Below are 21,554 nucleotides of genomic sequence, written 5' to 3'. Positions count from 1 at the left end.
ACCCCTATTTAGAGTTTTTAAACACATGGTTGTTTTTGGCAAAATAATCCCAGCCGGACCAAATGGTAAAAATCAGGGCAACCCAAAGAGCTAGCAAATCAAACCGAAATGGGATCATCGCAAAAATGATATTATGTAATAATAGCGTAGAAATCGCGATAATTTGCGTCCAGGTTTTAATTTTTCCTAGCATATTGGCAGCTACTACTTCCCCCTCACCAGCAAGCAGGAGACGAAGGCCAGTTACAGCAAATTCTCTGCTGATAATAATAATCACAATCCATGATGGGGCATACCCAAGTTCTACAAGTACAATAAGTGCTGCTGACACAAGCAGTTTATCAGCGAGCGGGTCAAGGAATTTCCCCATATTCGTGACTAGATTATACTTCCGAGCATAATGGCCATCAATCCAGTCAGTGGTTGATGCCAGAATAAAAATTAACGCTCCGACTAAATGGGTCACAGGCATAGTAGCTCCCAAAAGTTCAATTTCTCCCCATTTAAACGGAACCAGCATGATAATCAAGAATATAGGGATTAATAATATTCTTGAAACGGTAATTCTATTTGGTATATTCATTTCATTTTCCTCCTAGTTGAAACCAAAAACTTATTAAACACCTCTAAGCTTTTCTCCATGCGAAAAATAGTCATCAATGGATGACTATTCGGTCTTCGGAACATATTGAATCGTAATGTTCTGACGAACCACTTCATTCGGCGCTACAACATACTCAAGCTTTTGGTCATTCACATAAATTTCGGTGTCTACAGCGCGGCCCACTACAATAACAGCCTCTTTTTCCGCAGATAAATCCACTGTCTGACTATCTGTGCTGCCAGCTGTCAACATCCCCTGAAAAAACGATTTTCCAAGCCCATTTTTTATGCTCACCCAACTTTGTCCTTTTGAAACAAGTTTTACGACAAATTGATCAGTATTATTAAGCGAATAAGTGGAATTTTTCCCGCTGCTTTGCACTACCGTCAGTTCCTGCTTTGGTGCTTCCAGCTCAGAAGCTTGTTCGATTTCTACTTTATTATTTTCATCAGGCTTCTCGGCATTGGCATCCTTGGTACCGGAGCTGTTTTTATCGGTAGAGTTTTTGGTTTTTTCCTCTGTTCTTGCTTTTTCATAATCCTGTGATTTAACTAGTTTAACCTGCTCATTTTTTTCCGTAACCGCCTCATCTGGTCCTTTATTTGCGTAGCTGGATACGAAATAATATAACAAACTGGCAACACCAATCACAAAAACGCCAATCAGAACTTTTGGCAGAACATCAAAAACTTTTGAGTTACCCCTTGGGATTGCTTTATGTGTCCGCACCCTCGATAATTGTTGAGGCAATTCTTCAGTGTAGGAAGCAGGAATTTCACTTTTATACGTTTCAAAGATCTCATCAGGATTTAAATCCAAAGCTTCAGCGTACTGCTTAATAAAGGCGCGCACATAAAAATTCCCAGGCATGCTGGAGTAGTTTCCTTCTTCAATCCCCAGTAAATAGCGTTTTTGTATTTTTGTCATTGATTGTAAGTCATCTAAACTTAATTCCTTGGCTAAACGGGCTTCTTTTAGTCGATTCCCTAACTCAGTCACTCGTTAACACCTTCCAATTTTTAAAAATCAAAATCTCCAAATTCAGAACCCGAAAACATATTATTCTGGTCCACCATTTCATATGTTATCACTTCATCAGCGTGATTTCTGAGTTCAATAATATAGTGAAAATCATCGAGTGTATACTCGGAATTTTGGACAAAGATATCCGGATGTTCAATTACTTTGACTGCAGGGAGGTGCATAATTTCGCGTACCAATTGCCAATGGCGCTCATTTGCACGTCTAGTCGAAACGATACCATCCAAAATGAACAAATTATTGGCATTGTACTCGTCCTCGATTAATTGATTGCGAATTGTTTGTTTTAACAATGTCGAAGAGACAAACAGCCAGCGTTTATTGGCGCAAACACTTGCTGCTACAAGTGATTCTGTCTTGCCTACACGGGGCATGCCGCGAATACCAATTAGTTTATGTCCCTCCTGTTTAAATAATTCTGCCATAAAATCCACCAATAAACCAAGTTCATCTCTTACAAAACGAAATGTCTTTTTATCATCTGCATCTCTCTGGATGTAGCGGCCGTGTCTGACAGCCAGGCGGTCACGAAGTTTCGGTTCTCTTAGTTTAATTACTTTTATTGTGTCCATTGTATGTAAAATTGACTCAAGCCGTTTTATTTGGTCATCATCTTTTGCTAAAATCAGCAGGCCGCGCCGGCCTTCGTCTACACCATTTATGGTTACGATATTAATAGAAAGCATTCCTAAGAGAGAAGATATATCACCAAGCAAACCTGGACGGTTTTTCTGAATTTCATATTCTAAATACCACTCTTTTTTCATCATCTCAACTTCGTACCCCTTAAAAAGAAATTTCGACATTTTTTTCACATACCTGCCTAAGCTTTATGATAAAGGATTTTTTGATAAGATGAAAGTAAAAACACATATATTCATTTATATCTTTAATTTTCAGCTTTTAATACTAAGTCTCTGGTAAATTTGGCTGTTGATTTCCGCTCCAGTCGTTCAGCGAGCCGCGGGCGTGCCCGGGGAGCCTCAATCCGCGATGAAAGCGCCTTCAGGGTCTCTCTCCCAAGCCCAATACTCCCTCAGGACACTGAAATTCATCCTCGACTTCCACGCACGAAGAAAATACATTAGCACAAGGAAACCACATGAACTTTTCTTCGCACGAAAATGCAATAGCATAATTGAGGATTTCGAGGAGTCGATCGCTTTCCGCTCCGACCAACAGAGTTAAAAACATCACAATTAGGGTTTAACTGAGCCAATACTCAACGCAGCACATAAAAAAAGAGAGGAGAACCTCCTCCTCTCAAATTATTGTTCAGTGCCGTTATTTTGTACAAGTTTTACCATCATGTTAGCGATAGCTTGCTGCTCTTTCTCATCAGCTACAGACCAGAGGTCAGCCAAAACTCTTTGCTGTTCGTTTTTGGGATCCACATTACTGGCAAGGTAATCCCCAACTTGATGAGCTAAGCTTGAGATGGCACCTTCACTCATTCCTTTATCTTGAGCTTGATGAAGGCGGTTAGCAAGGAAGTCTTCCCATTCCTTCCAGTCATTTAACATAGACATGTTTCTTTACCTCCTTAAGATTGGTACAAGGTTATTTTGCGAAGGCAAGACTCAAACTATACATGAAAAAATTGAAATCACATGTACCATCCGCCATTAATGGCGAGTACTTGTCCAGTCATATAACTCGATTCGTCTGATAATAAGAAAGAGACACCTTTGGCGATCTCCTCGGGCTGACCAAGCCTGCCCATTGGAATTTCATACGCTAGCCTTTCTAAGTCTTCTTCCGTAAATCCCTCTAACATACTGGTGTCAATGGCACCAGGTGCAATGGCATTTACACGGATACCGTTTAGGGCCACTTCTTTGCTAAGCGCTTTAACAAAAGCAATCTGGGCGCCTTTTGCGGCTGAATACGCCACCTCGCAGGATGCACCGGTCTGTCCCCAAATCGATGAAATCACGACGATATTTCCGGATTTCTTATTGATCAATTTTGGTAGTAGTTCTTTGGTTAACATTAAAGGACTTAAAACATGTACGTTCAGTAAATCAACAGCCTCGTCAAGTTCTAAATCCATCAATAATCCATATTTGCTAAAACCGCCGCAGTGTATGATCGAATCTAACGAGAAGATTTGCGAAGCAACACTTTTATAGCTTTCTGGTTGAGATAAATCAGCATGAATAGGAAAATATTCGCCATTATAAACGCTTAGTTTTTCCAATAAGCCATTCATCGATAGTATGTTCTGATTATAATGCAAATACAGATTATAACCATTCTCAGCTAATTTCACAGCCACTGCTTGGCCGATTCCTCCGCTCGCTCCCGTAATGAGTGCATATTTTTTCATTTCATCATCTCTTTCTCAACGCTCTACAGTCTTTTTTCCATAGGAAAGAAGCGCCATAATTTGCGGCGCTTCCTGTTATTTTCCCTTTGGAACTACTTGGCATACCGAAATCCGCTCTTCGGAAATCATCTCTTGTGCTAAGGATTGAATATCTTGTAATGATATGTTTTCCAATGTTGGTACTACGTCAAATAAGTTCATTTCATTAAAGGCATACCTGGTGAATTGATTGGCAATGTATTCCGGAGAATTAACCGCTCGCAAGAATGCTCCAATCTTTTTCTTCTTTGCCCGTTCTAATTGATCTTCAGAAATGCTTCCTGCTGATTTAGCAGCCATTAGCATGTCTTTTAGCCTTGCCGCAAGCTGCTCAGGGTCACTAGTATCCCCGCCAACCATGGCAAACCCGAATCCCTGTTCTTGTGTATAGTCGTAGGAGAATGTGTCATCCACCAATCCATCATCATAAAGTTGGTTATAATTAGCAGAACTTTTTCCAAACAATAAATCAAGCAATACATTCATGGTTAATTCATTTTTCAACATTTCGTTCCCCTGTTGGTCTACATGGAGAGCTTTTATTCCCACCAAACATTTAGACGTTTGGACATTCATTTGCATCACTTGTTTTTTCTTAGCTGCATGTAACGGTTCCTCTTCAAACTGTCGTTTGATCTCGGGCATTTCTTGGTAGTCCTTTTTAGCTTGGTTTGCTTTAACCTGATTCATAATTCCCTCAGGATTTACCGGTCCAACGATAAACAGCAGCATGTTGCTTGGGTGGTAGAACGTATTATAGCACTCATACAGCCAATCTTTTGTGATATGGGAGATGGACTCAATCGTCCCCGCTATATCAATATTTACTGGATGCTTTTCATAAAGGTTTTCAATAAGTCCAAAATAGAGGCGCCAATCAGGATTATCATCGTACATGGTGATCTCCTGGCCAATAATCCCTTTTTCTTTCTCAACTGTCTTTTCAGAAAAATATGGTTCTTGAACAAAGTCAATCAAGGTTTCCAAGTTTTTCTCCACATCGGATGTACTAGAAAATAAATAAGCCGTTCTTGTAAACGATGTAAAAGCATTCGCAGAAGCACCTTGTTTGCTAAATTGCTGAAATACATCGCCATCTTCTTTTTCAAACAGTTTATGCTCTAAAAAATGGGCGATTCCGTCCGGCACTTTAACGAATTCTGTTTTACCAAGAGGTACAAAGGTATTATCAACAGAACCATACTTGGTGGTAAAGGTCGCATAAGTTTTGTTAAAACCTTTCTTAGGCAAAATATACACATTTAAGCCATTTGGTAGTTTTTCATGATATAGCTCTTCTTGAAGCTGGTCAAAATTAATTTTTTCCATTATTTGCCCGCCTCCGTTCCGGTTAAAAAGTAAATCGTGTCTAAACTAATTTTATCTGCCACTGCGACAATTTCTTCTTTTGTTGCGTTTTCCATTCCTGTTAACCATGCATCCAAGTTGATCTCCGTATGGGCAACGACATTATGATAAAGTAATTCCAGCAGGCCTCTCGATGTATCGATGGTCTCCAAGATTTGGTTTCGGATGACTGCTTTTGTTTGGGTTAATTCCTCATCCGAAAAATCCCCCTTCTTCATTGCTTCCATTTGCTCGTTAATAATTTTCACAGCTTGATCATAGTTATTGTTGTCAATCCCAGACATGACCATCATTAAACCTTTATGGCTTTCGAGACGGCTAGCAGCATAATAAGCCAGGCTTGCCTTCTCCCGAACATTGATAAATAATTTGGAATGTGAGAAACCTCCGAAAATGCCATTAAACACCTGCAATGCAAAATAATCAGGGTCGCCATATTTAATGTTGGTGCGATAACCGATATTTAATTTACCTTGTTTGACATCCTGATTTTCTTTCACTTCATGTACATTTTCTTTCTGGTTCGATTCTCGTCCATTTGTGTCTTTGGGTGTCCTGTTTTCAAATTTCAGAAGTTCAGATGCAAAACTCTTCACTTCTTCTTCTTTTACATCCCCTACCACATATAGGTCCATCTCATCCTCAGAGAATGCATGTTGATAATATTCATATAAATTTTCAGGCGTAATCGCCTCAACGTCTTCTGCCTCACCATTTACTTGGAGCGCATATGGCTCGCCTTTGCACATTTCTTCAATAAGCCGTACGTTGGAGTAACGCATTTTATCATCGTAGACAGACTGGATCCGCTGTTTTAAGGTACGCTTCTCTTTTTCAATCGTTCCTGGTTCAAAACCACTCCCGGATTTATGAGGATTAGTAAGAATCTCTGTTAATAGTTCAAAACCTTTTCTGAGTAACGGACTAGGATCTGATAAAAATTTTTCATTGGCAATTTCAATTAGAAAACTGATGATATGGTATTCGCCTTTTTTAGCTAAATCCACATATAAGGTTGCCCCATATAATTCATCTAAATAGGAACGCAAAGCGGTAGTTGTGGGGTATTTTGCCGAGCTGCTTTGCAGAACATGCGGAAGAAGTGCTCGTTTTGTAACGTTTTCCTTATCTAACGGGGCTTTCATTCTCCAGACGATAGTATTGGTTTTATATTTATCCGTTTCAATGACATGCAGTTTATATCCTGGCATTTCAGTAATTTTTTCTGAAACAGCGATCATTTACCTTCCTCCTTATCAGAATCGTTCATTTCTTTTTTGCGGTCAATTCTATCATATGTAAACATTTTTCTTTCTATTTTTACCTTCTCGATAAAACCTATACCCTAACTATAATTTTTCAAGCTTGGTTATAGCAATCTTTTTCCACTATTTCGCAAAAAAAGACCCCTCCAGTAAAACTGAGGGGTCTACCTTTTGTTTTAACGGCTTCCCTTGATGTAGTGGGTACCTGATGCTTTAGGTGCATCGGCACGGCCAATAAATCCAGTCAAGGCAAGGATGGTTAAAATATATGGTGCAATTAATAAATATACATTAGGTATTTCTTTCAGAAACGGCAAGCTTGAACCGATGATACTAATACTCTGGGCAAAGCCAAAGAAGATACCGGCACCAAGAGCGCCAAGCGGATGCCATTTACCAAAAATCATGGCTGCCATGGCCATAAAACCCTGACCACTGATGGTTGCATGGCTGAAGTTCGACGTAATCGATTGAGCATAAACGGCTCCGCCAAGACCACCAAGAGCACCAGAAATGATAACCCCTAAGTAACGCATTTTGGTCACGTTAATTCCCATCGTATCTGCTGCCATTGGATGTTCCCCAACTGAACGAAGTCGAAGCCCAAATGGTGTTTTAAATACGATATACCATGCAATAAAAGCTACGACAATGGCAAGAAATGATGTCCAGTACGTATTTTGGAAAAAGATTTTTCCGAGAAAAGGTATATCTTTTAGAACAGGAATATCAATTTTGCTAAAACCTTTACTGATAATCCCTGTTTCTCCTTTGCCATAAATTTGCTTAACAAGGAATAAGGTAGTTCCTGTTGCTAACAGGTTAATGGCAACACCGGAAACGGTATGGTCCGCTCTAAACGTAATCGCAGCCACCGCATGTAAGATAGAAAATAATGCTGCAACAACCATTGCCACAACCAGCGCAATCCAAGGTGTAGCATTGCCAAACGTATCCACAAATGTCAGGTTAAATACAATAGATGTAAAGGCACCAACAACCATTAAGCCTTCAAGTCCGATGTTAACGACACCAGAACGCTCCGAGAAGATTCCTCCTAATGCAGTGAAGATAAGCGGAGCAGCCCATAGCAAAGTTGACGGTACAACAATGGTTAAAATATCCATTAAGCTCAACTTACTTCACCTCCTTCTTGCCGAATCGATCAAGTAATTTTCTTATGATATAGCTTGAAGCGACAAAGAATACAATTAAGGCAATAATAATATCAACTAGTTCGTTCGGAACACCTGCTTCTAACGGCATGTTTAACGCCCCAACTTTTAATGCTCCAAATAAAATGGCCGAGAAAAATACCCCTAGAGCGGAGTTGCCCCCGAGGAGTGCAATTGCAATACCATCAAAACCTACACCTGTAAAACCGCCTTTTACGGTCACATAGCCGAAGGTACCTAAACCTTCCATTGCCCCTGCTAAACCGGCAAATGCACCCGATATGACCATCGATAAAATAATATTACGATTCACATTCATCCCAGCATACTGTGCTGCATGTTGGTTAAAACCAACTGCCCTTAACTCAAAGCCTCTTGTAGTTCTTTCCAATAAAAACCACATTATGAAACAACAGATAATAGCAACAATGATTCCCCAATGGAGACGTGAATAATCGGTTATGCCTTGGAGCCATTCTGACCTTAAAGTGGCAGAGTCTTTAACAAGACCTGTTTTGTCTTTATGATCAGTCAACACATTTTTAATAATATAGTTGGATACATGCAATGCAGTATAATTCAACATAATCGTTACAATTACTTCGTGTACCCTGAGACGTGCTTTTAATAACCCAGGAATAAACGCCCAAAGCGCTCCTGCAACTGCTGCAGCAATGATAGCAAGAGGCAGGTGAATGATTTTTGGCAAATCAAAGGAGATTCCTACCCATACAGCAGCTAGCCAGCCCACTAGGAATTGACCTTCAACCCCAATATTGAATAATCCAACACGAAAGGCAAATGCCACTGCTAAACCCGCTAGAATATAAGGAGTAACCTGCCGAATGACTTCACCTGTATAATAAATCTCTCCAAAAGCCCCATTCCATAGGGCCGAATAGGCTGCTACCGGGTCATATCCGCTAGCCAGCATAATAATAGTTCCAACAATAATTCCCAAAAGCACCGCAATAATTGGTGTTAGAAGACCGATTAAGCGTTTAGACATTCGTACTTTCACCCGCTTTCTTTCTGCTCGATCCAGCCATTAACAATCCAAGTTCCTGTTCATCAGTTTCTTTTGGATCTACAACTGCAACGATTTTCCCTTCATAAATGACAGCAATTCGATCGCTGACGTTCATAATTTCATCCAGTTCGAACGACACAAGCAGGACTGCTTTTCCATTATCGCGCTGTTCGATTAATCGTTTATGGATAAACTCAATAGCCCCTACGTCAAGACCGCGAGTTGGCTGAGCAGCAATGAGTAAATCAGGATTATCATCCACCTCACGCCCAATGATTGCCTTCTGCTGGTTTCCACCGGAAAGAGCTCTAGCCAAAACATATTCGTTGGGTGTCCGAACGTCAAACTCACCTATTAGTTTTCTGGCCTGCTGGTAGATATTCTTAAAATTTAAAATTCCTCGTTTGGAATATGGTTGCTTATAATAGTTTTGTAGGACCATATTCTCCCCGATTGGAAAGTTTAACACTAGTCCATGTTTATGGCGGTCCTGTGGAATATGGCCAACCCCAGATTCCTTAACCTTTCTTGGTGTAAGGTTAAAGATGTCCTTTCCGTTTAGCTTCACATTGCCGCTGTCTGCCTTACGCAAACCCGTGATCGCTTCAATAAATTCAGATTGTCCATTGCCATCCACCCCAGCAATTCCGACAATTTCTCCTGCCCGGACATCCAAATCCAACCCGTTGACAACCGTGACTCCTCGAGAATCTTTCACAACCAAATCCTTCACTTCAAGGACATTCTGATCCGGTTTTGCAGGTTTTTTATCCACTTTAAAGACAACATCATGACCAACCATCATTCTAGCAAGTTCATCCGGATTGGTCTCACTAACATTAACCGTACCAATTCCCTTGCCTTTCCGGATAACGGTGCAGCGGTCAGCTACTTCCATAATTTCTTTTAATTTATGGGTAATAAGGATGATAGATTTGCCCTCTTTAATAAGCGTTTTCATGATTTGAATTAATTCTTTGATTTCCTGAGGTGTTAAAACTGCTGTAGGTTCATCGAAAATTAAAATTTCCGCGCCCCGGTAAAGTGTTTTTAGAATTTCTACCCTTTGTTGCATTCCAACAGAAATATCAGAGATTTTTGCTTGAGGATCAACGGCTAAACCATAACGTTCCGATATTTCCCGAACTTCCTGTTCCGCCTTTTTGATGTCAATACGTCCTTTTGAGGTAATCTCTCTGCCAAGAATAATATTTTCCGTTACAGAAAAAACATCAACAAGCATAAAATGTTGGTGCACCATGCCGATTCCTAAATCATTTGCCACGTTTGGGTCTGTTATTTTTACCGGCTTGCCCTTAACACGTATTTCGCCTTGTTCCGGTTGATACAAGCCAAAGAGAACATTCATTAAGGTTGATTTACCCGCACCGTTTTCACCGAGCAATGCATGAATTTCCCCTTTTTTTAATTGGAGGGTAATATTATCATTAGCAACGAAGCCGTTAAACTCTTTGCGAATGTTCAGCATCTCAATAACATAATCCATTACGATTTCTCACTCCCTGTCATAAAGGTAAGGAAATTTTAACCAATAGTAGTAAGAGGTCAGACCTTTAACCGTTTTTAAAAAAACAGAGGAATCCCCTCCCTGCTAAAACCCTAAATGAAAAGTAGAAAAGCCTTTCTACGCTTCAGTTATGATTTCAATAAGAAGGAATAAGAAGGATAAATTCTCCTGCTTATTCCTTGAATTTATTATTATTGTGCGCTAAATGACTTTAGTTCTGCACGTGTACCAGGAACCTTTACATCTCCGGATTTAATCTTGTCAACCCAAGTCTTAATAGCTGCATCGATTTCAGCTTTATTTGAAACTTTAGCGTTAATTGGAGCAGCTGCTACACCATCTTCAGCTAATCCGTATAATGTTACTTTACCACCAGGGAAATTGCCTTCCTTAGCCTTTGTAGCTGTATCTTGAACTGCAACGTCAACACGTTTGACAGCAGAAGTAAGAACGACGTCTGCACCCATATCAGCTTGGTCACGGTCTACACCAATTGCCCAAATCGTTGCGTCAGGGTTTTTCGCCTTACGGTCAACAGCTTCTTTAAATAGGCCATTACCAGTTGCACCAGCAGCGTGGAAAATAACGTCAGCACCAGAAGAATACATTTTAGAAGCAATGGTTTGACCAAGCTCAGCTTTATCAAAAGCACCTGCATATTGGATATCAACAGTCGCATCAGGATTAGCCGCTTTAACGCCTGCTACAAATCCTGCTTCAAAACGCTCAATTACTTCGCTTTCCATACCGCCAATAAAGCCGATTTTATCGGATTGTGTAGCCATTCCAGCTGCAATACCGACTAGGAAAGAAGCTTCTTGCTCTTTGAAGAGAATGCTAGCTACGTTTGGCTGATCAACCTGGGAATCGACAATTGCAAAATGGCTGTCTTTTTGTTGTTTCGCAATTTCTTCCACTGCACCTTGCATCATGAAACCAATACCGAATACTAGGTCAAAATCTTGACGTGCGAGTGTATTTAAGTTTGTAGAATAATCAGCATCTGATTTAGATTGAAGGTAATCATACCCGTTTTTACCTTTTTCCATGCTGTTATCTTTACCAAATGCCTGAAGACCTTCCCAAGCGGATTGGTTAAAGGATTTGTCATCAACACCGCCAACGTCAGTAACCATCGCTACTGTAAAAGCTTTGTCTTTGTCTCCGCCTTTTGCATCATCTTTGCCAGCATTGTCATCGCTTTTACCACATGCGCCCAACAGTGTGCCAGCAGCAAGAACTAAGGATAGCGCCATTCCAATTTTACGCTTTTTCAAGGTATTTACCCCCTAATTTTGTTGTTGATCTAGTAGAAATGCATTAATAGATAAATTAGTTTACCAAGATCTGTGTTGTTTAAACACGTTTCCTAAGTACATGAAAACTAAATTTATCAGCTTTAAAAAAATTCACCGAATAGAGAATAGGCTCATCCATTTCATCGTAATGCATTTGTTTTAATACTAACAATGCAGTTTCTGGTTCACATTCTAAAATGGGAGATATTTTTTCATGGTAGCCGATTGGTTCTATTTGTGCGATCGCATATGTAATTCTTTTATGTGCGGCCCCATCTAAAATATTGAAAATGGATTCTTCCTCATGAGAAAAGGTATCGGGCAAAATATGGGAAGGTACTTTGTCAATACAATAGACTACTGGTTCCCCATTTGCGGTCCGTACCCGTTCCATCACAACTATTTCCTCATTTTGAGAACAATTGAAACGACGAATATCCTCTTCGGTAGGAACTTGTTTAGATGATCTAAGAAAAATGGTTCCTGGTTTCATGCCTGCATGTGCAATCATGTCTGTGACGCTATTTAGCTGTTCAATACCTGAAGTAAATAACGGCCGTGCATTTACAAATGTTCCCACACCATGGCGTCTGATAATGACGTTTTCTTCCTCTAGAATGCGCAAGGCTTCCCTTAAGGTAGCTCTGCTTACCCCGAGCTGTTTTGCAAGATCAAATTCTGAAGGCAGTTTTTCTTTCTCTTTATATACCCCCGATTCAATATCTTGCTTCAGGCGGTCAATCACTTGTAAATATAAATGGCGGTTATCTGACTTTATGGACATGCTGCTATCCCCCAGCCTTTTTCCTAAGACATCAGACATCTGATATCATTCCTACTAATCGTGATTTATATTATCATGTTTCCTGCTATAAATAAATAGAAATTCTAGAATTTGTCGAAAAAAGGCACATATAAAAAAATTGTTAAGATTAGCAAGCCTTTTGTCCATTTATATCTGCTATAATTGAATAATCACCTTAACAGATTATAATTATAATAGGTATATTTGCCTATTAATTTTTATTCGTGTTTTTTAAAATTTATTACTAAAAAAGAGTTCAGTTCATTCAAAATGTCGAGAAAGGATATTTCTCGACATTTTTTTTAGATATATTAATTAATGTTTCCTGATATGGGCCAGTGAATCTCCACTTCAGGTGCTTCAGCGCCTATGGGGTCTCCCCCCCATACTCCCGCAGGACACTGAAATAACTTCCTTGAATTTTACACCACGAAGAAAATGTGTTAGCACAAGGAAAACATCCATGAATTTTCATCGGATGAAATTATGTATTATCATAATCTAAGTTTTTTGCAATCTATTTCTATTTTGGCAGGCTTCAGTCTTGAGGACCTCCTTTCATTGTTAAATCCCGTAACCTGAAATAGCGAAGTCCGTCCAACTCTTAAACTCTGCGAAGCTTCGCGTTTTTTTATGTATACTTTACAATAATAAGTTAACGAGGTGATTTATTAGATTAGTTGATAAAATAAGAGGCTGTCGAATGTTTTCGACAGCCTCAAAGCAGTTCAACTTTTTTTCTTTCAATTACAGATGAACCATTTTTTACCTTTTACGAGCTTTTTTCTTCATTCGGTTTTGAAATTAGAACAGCTCTTGGTTTGCTTCCTTCATATGGACCAACTACTCCTCTAACCTCCATTTCGTCTATTAGCCGAGCAGCTCTTGTATAACCGATACGGAAGCGGCGCTGCAGCATTGAGACGGATGCTGTCTGCATATTAATAACCAGTTCAACAGCTTCCTCATAAAGTTCATCATCAACTTCACCTGTTGCTTCTGGTACATCGTCCGGGATCATTTCCTCTTGATATTGGGCCTTTTGCTGAGAAATGACAAACTCAACCGTATCTTCCACCTCTTGATCAGAGAGGAATGCCCCTTGAACTCGGACAGGTTTTGTCGCTCCCACTGGCATAAACAGCATGTCCCCTCTTCCCAACAGTTTTTCAGCTCCCCCCATATCAAGAATGGTTCGGGAATCAGTTGAGCTGGAAACAGCAAAAGCAATTCTCGAAGGGATATTTGCTTTGATTACACCTGTAATTACATCTACTGAAGGCCTTTGTGTTGCAATAATTAGATGAATCCCTGCAGCCCGGGCCATCTGGGCAAGTCTAGTTATAGAATCTTCCACATCCGATGAAGCAACCATCATTAAATCTGCCAGCTCGTCCACAATGACTACAATGTATGGTAAAAGCGGCTGTTTATCATCTTCTTCAAGATTGTGTTGTCGAACATGATCGTTATATCCCTCAATATTTCGAGTCCCTGTGTGTGAGAATAATTCATAACGCCGTTCCATCTCACTTACTACCTTTTTTAATGCCTGTGATGCTTTTTTAGCGTCTGTCACAACAGGAGCCAGCAAATGTGGAATACCATTGTAAACATTCAGTTCAACCATTTTAGGGTCGATCATCATTAATTTTACTTCGTGAGGTTTTGCACGCATTAATAAACTGGTAATGATACCATTGATACAAACACTTTTCCCGCTCCCTGTTGCTCCGGCAACCAATAGGTGAGGCATTTTATTTAATTCCGCCATAACCGCTTCACCGGTTATATCTCTTCCTAAAGCGATCATAAGCTTCGCATCTGGCTTATCATTTTGGGTCGCCTCTAGAACTTCACGAAGTGACACCATGGCCACTTCAGTATTCGGAACTTCAATTCCAATAGCTGATTTCCCAGGAATTGGGGCTTCAATCCGTATCCCTTTAGCCGCTAGTGCCAAGGCAATATCATCACTAAGACTAACAATTTTGCTTACCTTGACTCCGATATCTGGATGAACTTCATATTTGGTCACAGCCGGGCCTAAATGAACTTGAGTTACCCGGGCCTTTACACCGAAGCTTTGAAACGTTCTTTCTAGTTTTGCCGCATTCTTATTAATCAGTTCATATTCTCCACTTTGGTCCGTTTTCTTAGGAAGCTTTAACAGCCTAAGCGGGGGTAATTCATAATCGACATTTTCCACTTCAGTGAAGGTAATTGGCGGTGAATTATCCTCTTCTGGTTCTTCCTCTTGCTTCTTCCCTCTTTGTTTGGGCTTGTCTGGATGATTAGGCTCGTTTGCATGTTCTTCTTCTACATATGCCCGATCAGCAAAGTTGGAGATAATTGGTTCAGGAACAGCCATTTCCTCTGGTTGAGGTTCTTGGGTTATTAAGGCACCTGCAGGAATTGTACCCGCTTCGGGGCTTTGTCCTCCACGACGATTGACCCTTCGTTGATTTTTCTTTTCTTGCTGCTTTTGTTTCCAATCTGTCATGTCGGTTTTGAATTCATCCCACTGTGTTTTAAAGAAACCAAAACCAGCAGTCATGATTTTTGCAAGTAGCTCCCCAAACGATTTTCCTGTCAACAATATAAAACCAATCATGATAAAAATAAACGCAATAATTTTAGTCCCAGTTTCTGCGAATAAATAATGGAATAAGGCATATAATATAGCTCCAATAATTCCTCCGCCTAAATCAGTTGTACTGGTTTCACCACGAAGTTCCATCATGAACAATTCCCATGTATTCTTAATTACACTTGGGTTTCTAAGTTTTCCATCGGCTAGCAGTGGATGGAATAAAGATACATGACTCAAAAGGAGTATGGCAGAAATGACAAAGTAGCTTCCCACTAACTTTATATGAAAGAAAAAAGGCATATCTCGCTTCCACATGAAATAAATGCTTAATAGAACCATGCCCAGTAAACTGAGCATATACCATTCACCCATCCAAAAACGGAAGAAAAGAACTGTTGCCTTACCTACTGCTCCCAGCTTTGCGATGGAGATGATGGCTAGGGCAAGTAATGCTAATGCCGTCAATTCATATTTTAGGGTTTTTTTAAGTTGCGCGTCTCTTCTTTTCGGTTGTCTTTTCTTTTTTTTGGCCATCTAATCACCTAATATTAATAGTAGTTTTCTATTGACTGTCTCCCCACTTTAATGATAATTACACAATATTACTAAAAGGAAGAAAGCAGCCGATTTGGCTGCTCTTGTCTGACTACCCTGATTATACCATAAATTGCTTAGTTAAGACTCTGCCATCCATCAAGATTTGCAAACGAAATTTTTGTCCCCGGACAAATTTGCTCATCCATAAAATGCTGAGGGTCACTACTTAAGATACGCACTACCTGTGCGTATTGGGCTCCTGACATCTCAACTAGCATTGGAATACCTTTGTAGGATACCACTTGCTGTTTATGAAACTGTTCGGCTTCATAGGGAAATACTAGTTCATACGGCATCGTCGTATATAGAATCATTGAATCAATCCTTCGTTCTTCTCTTTATGAAGATCAATCAGTTCATTTAATTTCTTCATGGCTTGACCTATTCCGCCGATTTCGTCGATTAATCCGTATTTTACGGCATCCTCGCCAATGACATTCGTTCCGATGTCCCTCGTCAAGTTTCCTTTGGCAAACATTAGATCTTTAAATGTTTCTTCCGGAATATTCGAATGCTTTGTGACAAAGTTAACCACACGTTCTTGCATTTTATCCAAATACTCAAATGTTTGCGGTACACCAATTACTAACCCTGTCAATCGAATCGGATGAATGGTCATTGTGGCCGTCTCCGTAATAAAAGAATAGTTACAAGAAACAGCGATTGGCACTCCAATCGAGTGACCTCCTCCTAGAACAATCGAAACAGTAGGTTTTGAGAGAGTAGCCAGCATTTCTGAAATAGCCAAACCGGCTTCAACGTCTCCGCCTACTGTATTTAGGATGATTAACACCCCTTCGATATTCGAGTTTTGCTCAATAGCTACCAGCTGAGGAATAAGATGTTCATACTTCGTCGTTTTATTTTGTGGTGGAAGGGCCAGATGTCCCTCAATTTGGCCAACAATCGTCAGACAATGTATTTTAGAATCCGATGAAAATTGCGGTACATTGGTTTGCCCGAGCTGCTGTATTTTTTCTATTAATGGGGACGTTGGCTTCTCCTCTTTGGAAGGGTTTTGTCCTTCTTGATTATCGGAATTGTTTCTTAGAAAATCATTATTCATCCTAATACTCCCTTCAACGCATGATATCTTTTATTATTAACCACTACCATAAATTCATGCTAGAAGGGATAAAATTAACGATAAGGATTTAACTTGAAAATGGCTGTGTTAAAAGCCAATGTGATTGAGGCGAGAAACAACACCCAAACCACACAGCCTAAAAAATAAAAAGGATGACCGATTGGGTAAAACCCTCTATCGCGCCATCCTCCTATTTCTCTGCATTTTAAACTTCCATTATGATTGGCAAAATCATCGGTCTTCTTTTCGTCTTTTCATATAAATAACGATTTAGTTCATCCCTGATTTCCTGTTTTAAACTAGACCATTCAAATACGGCTTTTGCCAGATTTTTTTCTACAATATCCCGAACCAATTTGGTCGAATCGTCCATTAGCTTTTCTGATTCACGAACATAGACAAATCCTCTTGAGATAATTTCCGGCCCTGCTGCAATTTTCTTTTCCTGTTGTTTGGTTAAGGTCACCACAACAATTAAAATTCCATCTTGTGATAATAGCTTACGATCCCTTAATACTATATTTCCAACATCGCCAACACCAATTCCATCAATCAGGATATTACCGGATGGAACTTTGCTTGCAATCGTTGCTTTTCCATCTTTCCATTCCACCACATCACCACGGTCTGGGAACAGAATTTGTTCATCTCTCAGCCCGTTCCCCAAAGCCAGCTTCCGGTGTGCCTTTAACATTCGATATTCGCCGTGTACAGGAATGAATAGCTTTGGCTGCATTAAGTTAAGCATGAATTTTAACTCTTCTTGACTGCCATGGCTTGATACATGAATCGTGCGTCTACCGGAAATAACGTCTGCCCCAGCCCTAAATAGCATATCTACTGTTCTTGCTAGCAGGATTTCACTTCCCTTAAGCGGAGATGCAGCTATTAAGACCGTATCGCCAGGCTGAATGTTGACTAGCTTATGTGTCTGCTTGGCCATTTTTTGCAATGCTTCAATCGGTTCACCCTGACTGCCTGTCATAAGGACGACAATTTCACGATCCTGATATTGGTTAATTTCTGTAATCGGAATAATCAAATCATCTGCAACTTCTAGATACCCCAAATCAAGGGTAATATGAAAGATTTGTTCTAAACTTTTTCCGACAACCGCCACTTTCCGATTGTTTTCTTGTGCTACATTAAAAATATGCTGAATTCTGTTAATATCGGATGCAAAACAGGCAGCAAAAACCCGGCCCGGTGCATTATAAAGGGCATTAGACAATTCCCGCTCAACTATTGATTCAGAAACTGTATGTCCTGGTCTTTCCGCTTCTGTACTGTCTGAAAGCAAACATAGGACACCTGACTCCCCAATTGCAGCCATCTTTCCAATTTCAGGTCTATAGAGCTTGGTTGCACCCTGGTCAAATTTAAAATCACCCGTATAGACAATCGCGCCTTCTGATGTATGAATGCATACCCCTACTGAATCCGGAATACTATGGTTGGTTCTAAAAAAACTAACGTCCACAGAATCAAACTTTATAACTGTATTAGAATCAATTTCTTTAAAATCTACTTTACCTGCAGCTTCAAACTCTTTTAATTTGGCATTGGCTAAAGCCAATGTTAGCCTCGTTCCGTACACCGGTACATCTAAATCACGTAATACATAAGGAAGCGCTCCTATATGGTCTTCGTGTCCATGTGTTAAAAAAATCGCTTTTACCCGTTCCTTGTTATCTTTTAAATAGGTGATATCCGGAATCACTACATCGATACCAAGCATTTCTTCCTCGGGGAACATTAGCCCAGCATCTAAAATAAATATGTCCTTGTCCACTTCTGCAAGGTACATATTTTTTCCGATTTCTCCTATTCCACCAAGTGCAATCACTTTAATGGATTGGTTTTTTTTCTTAATCACTATCCGTTTCCTCCTATGTTGACGTCCAATTTAATCTTTTGGTTACATACTAGTGTTGAAGATGCTTTTCGCTTCTAAAACATTGCCCGACCGAAATCAGTTATACTTATTATACTTTAGACTCGAAAGCCTTTACAACAAAAAAAGAACTTGACTCCCTCCAAGCAATGACAAAATGGCAGCTTATATAAAGCTGCCACTCAATTTTATTTGCACTTAATATGTTTTACTGTTTTTTTAATAGACCGGTAGGCATTTGTTGAACATGTACATAAATGGCTGCTTCCAACCCATGGAATGAGACTGAAATATGTGTTTTTCCTTTTTCAACTGCCTTGATTATACCAGTATTATCTACTGAGAGAATGTCAGGATTTCCACTCGAGAAAGTTACTCCAGACGATAAAGTTTTTTCTGTTCCATCATAAAAGATACCTTTAACCACCAGCTGTTCTGTGTGTCCTTCCTTTACATTTTTGGGTCCTTCCACCTTGATAGAAATGGGGTCGGCCGGAAGAGCTCCCACAAAGCCATTGTCGGTACCTACAGTGTTAAGGATACTGTTAGGAGCAATTCGGAGAAACGAACCATAGACAATATTGCCTTCTCCGTCTCTCTCAAATTTGCCAGGGAACTCAAGGGATGCAAAGTCTTTTGCAGTAATTTCTGTTCCCAGACTGTTTACTGATTTTGTCCCTTCATAGAAGTAATTTGTTTCATCCACATCCCCTGAAATAAAATCTTTTACCGCTTCAGAAGCGGTTCGAAATGACAGATTTTTTCTAAATGTCCCCTGCTCTTGTGCAGAGAAATATGGATTGATTCTAAAAACATAGTTAAATCTTTTATTATTAAAAGCCGTATTGTTCTCAAGCACCATTTTTCCGGGATTAAAATTGTCGGTAAATCCGTCCATATTGTTGTCAAATGCAATGTTGTTTCGAACAATATGAGCGACCGGAAGGCCCTCACCGCCAAGCTTAAAACCATTCCCTTGATTGCCGTCTTCATTATAACCATTGCTTAATTTTCCATTTGAATAAGCAATATTACCTTCAAGTGTAATCGGCATATTGGCGCCTTCATTGGTCCGATTATATAAGTCCCAACCATCATCAATATTGTGATGAGCAATGTTTCCTCTAAACACATTCCCTACACCGACTCCAAGTTTCGCTGCAAACCCATCAGCATTTTCATCCGCTGCGTCTCGATTATCATGGGATTCACAGTTTACGATTAAATTGTATTTAGGCCAGTAATTGGGGTCCGAGCCGCTTCCACTTATTTGCAGACCAGTATCACCGTTATAATTAAACAGCATCTTCTCCACAATATTATGGTCTCCGCTGACTCTCATTCCGTTTGATTTCGCCTTTGTCAATTGAATACCGATTAAATGCCAATAATCTCCACTCAGTTGAAGGACATTATTAAGTTTTTCCTGCCCGTCAATTACTACTTTTTCACCATTATAAGCTGTTAGAGTTTTTACTTTATCTTTAGCACCGCTATATTGTTTTGTAATATTGAGCATGGAAGCAGGGCTATATGTCCCTTCACGCATATAAATGGTTTCCCCAGGTAGAACATATTTAATGGCAGTTTCAAGGTCTACTGGATCTTCGATTGTTCCTTTGGAAGTGCTGCTTCCTTGTGGTGACACATATACCCCCGCACCGTTATTGTATATTTTCTTCGATACAGTCATATTTTTCGTAATTGGCGTAGTAGATGGACCTTCTATTGGCGTATAGGTAACTGAGAAATTGGTTGTATCGTTTATCAGTTGAGTATTTAACGAATAGACTTCATCCTTTTTAACATCCACATCTGATGCAAATGCTTGTCCATCTTTAGTTACCGTTACTGTACCATTATAATTAGCGAGTATCTTCAAATCGTAATTTACCGATCCGTATTCCGAAGCTGAGACAATGTTTAACGATGGGTTAGCTGGGACCGGTTGCGGATCTTTTGTAGGAACGGTATGGGCTTCACTTAGTGTAAGTTTGGCGTTTTCTATTGTCATTTTAGCATTCCTTGCAGCATAAAAACCAACATACATATTATCAGGATCGATTCTTTGAACTAAATCAGCTCCTGATACTCTTTTTTCAAAGGTTTTTTGTTCCGCTAAGTGCGTAAAAGTAGCTGACATAATAAATTCCGTGTCCGTTCTCTCGAGCCTTACCTTGACAGGGGTGCCAATTGGGAGACTATACTTAGACTCGGTTGTAAAAGGAGAGGCTTTTAACTGGCTTCCTAGATTTCCCCATGGTGCTACGACACCTGTTCGATAAATAGGGGCAACCCCATTGCGCATCATCCCTACTCCAAATATGTTGGATGCCGCTGGAACTTCTTCATAACCAAGAATCATCGGGTCTTGGCGTGATGCTCCAATCGTGTCTCTAACCATAATTCCCGCACTTTCCTGACCGTTTGGCGATGCCCCTGTTTCAGGCCCAAATTGTTCAATGGTCATGTCTGCCTCAAGAACAAAATTATCTTTGTTTGGATCAAGCTTCGTATAATAGAAGGTCAATCCATCATGACCTGGAGCCAGCTTTCCTCCGCGGCTTTCCAAGGTAATTTTTCCGTTTATCGTTCCAGGGACTTCTGGTTCAGCATCATTTTTGCCAACTTTTTCAGGTAAAACATTTGGAGCAAAGTTTAAATCTGTTGACTGGCCAAAGGTGATACTCTTCCAGACCAAATTTTCGGTCCCCTTATTTTCTTGGGCATCAGTCGTTCCTGCCGCAAATACCGAGGGAATTGTACTGCCCACCAATAGAATGGCTAAGGTTATACTGCGAATTTTACCTAATACCGTCAAGACACTCACTCTCCCTTTTTTCATAGGCACTGCTGAATTTTGGTGTTGATTTCCGCTCCAGCGGCTCGCTTTCCCCGGGC

Annotated in this window: 17 protein-coding genes; all 17 read right to left on the bottom strand. The window is 40.0% G+C overall.

Annotated elements, in window-relative coordinates; all coding sequences use genetic code 11:
• Window positions 1-4: 4 nt before the first annotated feature.
• Window positions 5-583 carry a CDP-diacylglycerol--glycerol-3-phosphate 3-phosphatidyltransferase gene (pgsA, locus tag BN2425_RS06455; RefSeq protein WP_042456494.1) on the bottom strand — a complete coding sequence of 193 codons (579 nt, stop codon included), beginning with the start codon at window positions 581-583 and terminating at the stop codon, window positions 5-7.
• An 84-nt stretch (window positions 584-667) separates the two neighbouring features.
• The gene (locus BN2425_RS06450) at window positions 668-1,603 is read right to left on the bottom strand and encodes a helix-turn-helix domain-containing protein (RefSeq protein WP_042456491.1); all 936 of its coding nucleotides are present in this window, start codon (window positions 1,601-1,603) and stop codon (window positions 668-670) included.
• Window positions 1,604-1,623: 20 nt separating this feature from the next.
• Window positions 1,624-2,415 carry a DUF3388 domain-containing protein gene (locus BN2425_RS06445; protein WP_042456488.1) on the bottom strand — a complete coding sequence of 264 codons (792 nt, stop codon included), beginning with the start codon at window positions 2,413-2,415 and terminating at the stop codon, window positions 1,624-1,626.
• Window positions 2,416-2,913: 498 nt separating this feature from the next.
• Window positions 2,914-3,174 (bottom strand): DUF3243 domain-containing protein, encoded by a 261-nt coding sequence (locus tag BN2425_RS06440; protein WP_042456485.1) that lies wholly within the window; start codon window positions 3,172-3,174, stop codon window positions 2,914-2,916.
• 77 nt (window positions 3,175-3,251) lie between these two features.
• Complete coding sequence (ymfI, locus tag BN2425_RS06435) at window positions 3,252-3,974, bottom strand: elongation factor P 5-aminopentanone reductase (RefSeq protein WP_042456482.1); 723 nt, start codon at window positions 3,972-3,974, stop codon at window positions 3,252-3,254.
• Window positions 3,975-4,049: 75 nt separating this feature from the next.
• The gene (gene yfmH, locus BN2425_RS06430; protein WP_042456479.1) at window positions 4,050-5,342 is read right to left on the bottom strand and encodes an EF-P 5-aminopentanol modification-associated protein YfmH; all 1,293 of its coding nucleotides are present in this window, start codon (window positions 5,340-5,342) and stop codon (window positions 4,050-4,052) included.
• The gene (yfmF, locus tag BN2425_RS06425; RefSeq protein WP_042456476.1) at window positions 5,342-6,622 is read right to left on the bottom strand and encodes an EF-P 5-aminopentanol modification-associated protein YfmF; all 1,281 of its coding nucleotides are present in this window, start codon (window positions 6,620-6,622) and stop codon (window positions 5,342-5,344) included. Before yfmF ends, yfmH begins: the two co-directional genes overlap by 1 nt.
• Window positions 6,623-6,822: 200 nt before the next feature.
• A complete protein-coding gene (locus tag BN2425_RS06420) occupies window positions 6,823-7,782 on the bottom strand; it encodes an ABC transporter permease (protein ID WP_042456473.1) in 960 nt (319 codons plus the stop codon).
• Between the two features lies 1 nt (window position 7,783).
• Entirely contained in the window at window positions 7,784-8,830 is a 1,047-nt protein-coding gene (locus tag BN2425_RS06415; protein ID WP_042456470.1) for an ABC transporter permease, read from the bottom strand.
• A complete protein-coding gene (locus tag BN2425_RS06410) occupies window positions 8,823-10,358 on the bottom strand; it encodes an ABC transporter ATP-binding protein (RefSeq protein ID WP_042456467.1) in 1,536 nt (511 codons plus the stop codon). Before BN2425_RS06410 ends, BN2425_RS06415 begins: the two co-directional genes overlap by 8 nt.
• Before the next feature lie 212 nt (window positions 10,359-10,570).
• Complete coding sequence (locus BN2425_RS06405; RefSeq protein WP_042456464.1) at window positions 10,571-11,656, bottom strand: BMP family lipoprotein; 1,086 nt, start codon at window positions 11,654-11,656, stop codon at window positions 10,571-10,573.
• Between the two features lie 79 nt (window positions 11,657-11,735).
• A complete protein-coding gene (locus BN2425_RS06400) occupies window positions 11,736-12,461 on the bottom strand; it encodes a GntR family transcriptional regulator (RefSeq protein WP_042456461.1) in 726 nt (241 codons plus the stop codon).
• A gap of 793 nt (window positions 12,462-13,254) precedes the next feature.
• Window positions 13,255-15,609, bottom strand: a complete 2,355-nt coding sequence (locus tag BN2425_RS06395) for an FtsK/SpoIIIE family DNA translocase (protein WP_042456458.1) — start codon at window positions 15,607-15,609, stop codon at window positions 13,255-13,257.
• Window positions 15,610-15,746: 137 nt separating this feature from the next.
• Window positions 15,747-15,986, bottom strand: a complete 240-nt coding sequence (locus BN2425_RS06390; protein WP_042456455.1) for a YlzJ-like family protein — start codon at window positions 15,984-15,986, stop codon at window positions 15,747-15,749.
• Window positions 15,983-16,738 (bottom strand): ClpP family protease, encoded by a 756-nt coding sequence (locus BN2425_RS06385; RefSeq protein WP_042456452.1) that lies wholly within the window; start codon window positions 16,736-16,738, stop codon window positions 15,983-15,985. Before BN2425_RS06385 ends, BN2425_RS06390 begins: the two co-directional genes overlap by 4 nt.
• A 226-nt stretch (window positions 16,739-16,964) precedes the next feature.
• On the bottom strand, window positions 16,965-18,635 hold the full coding sequence (locus tag BN2425_RS06380) for a ribonuclease J (protein WP_042456448.1): 1,671 nt from the start codon (window positions 18,633-18,635) through the stop codon (window positions 16,965-16,967).
• A gap of 226 nt (window positions 18,636-18,861) precedes the next feature.
• Window positions 18,862-21,474, bottom strand: a complete 2,613-nt coding sequence (locus BN2425_RS06375) for a right-handed parallel beta-helix repeat-containing protein (protein ID WP_154663466.1) — start codon at window positions 21,472-21,474, stop codon at window positions 18,862-18,864.
• Between the last annotated feature and the right edge of the window lie 80 nt (window positions 21,475-21,554).

The organism is Neobacillus dielmonensis, assembly GCF_000612665.1.
In the GTDB taxonomy this organism is placed as follows: domain Bacteria; phylum Bacillota; class Bacilli; order Bacillales; family Cytobacillaceae; genus Neobacillus; species Neobacillus dielmonensis.
This window is presented reverse-complemented; position numbering and strand designations above follow the sequence as displayed.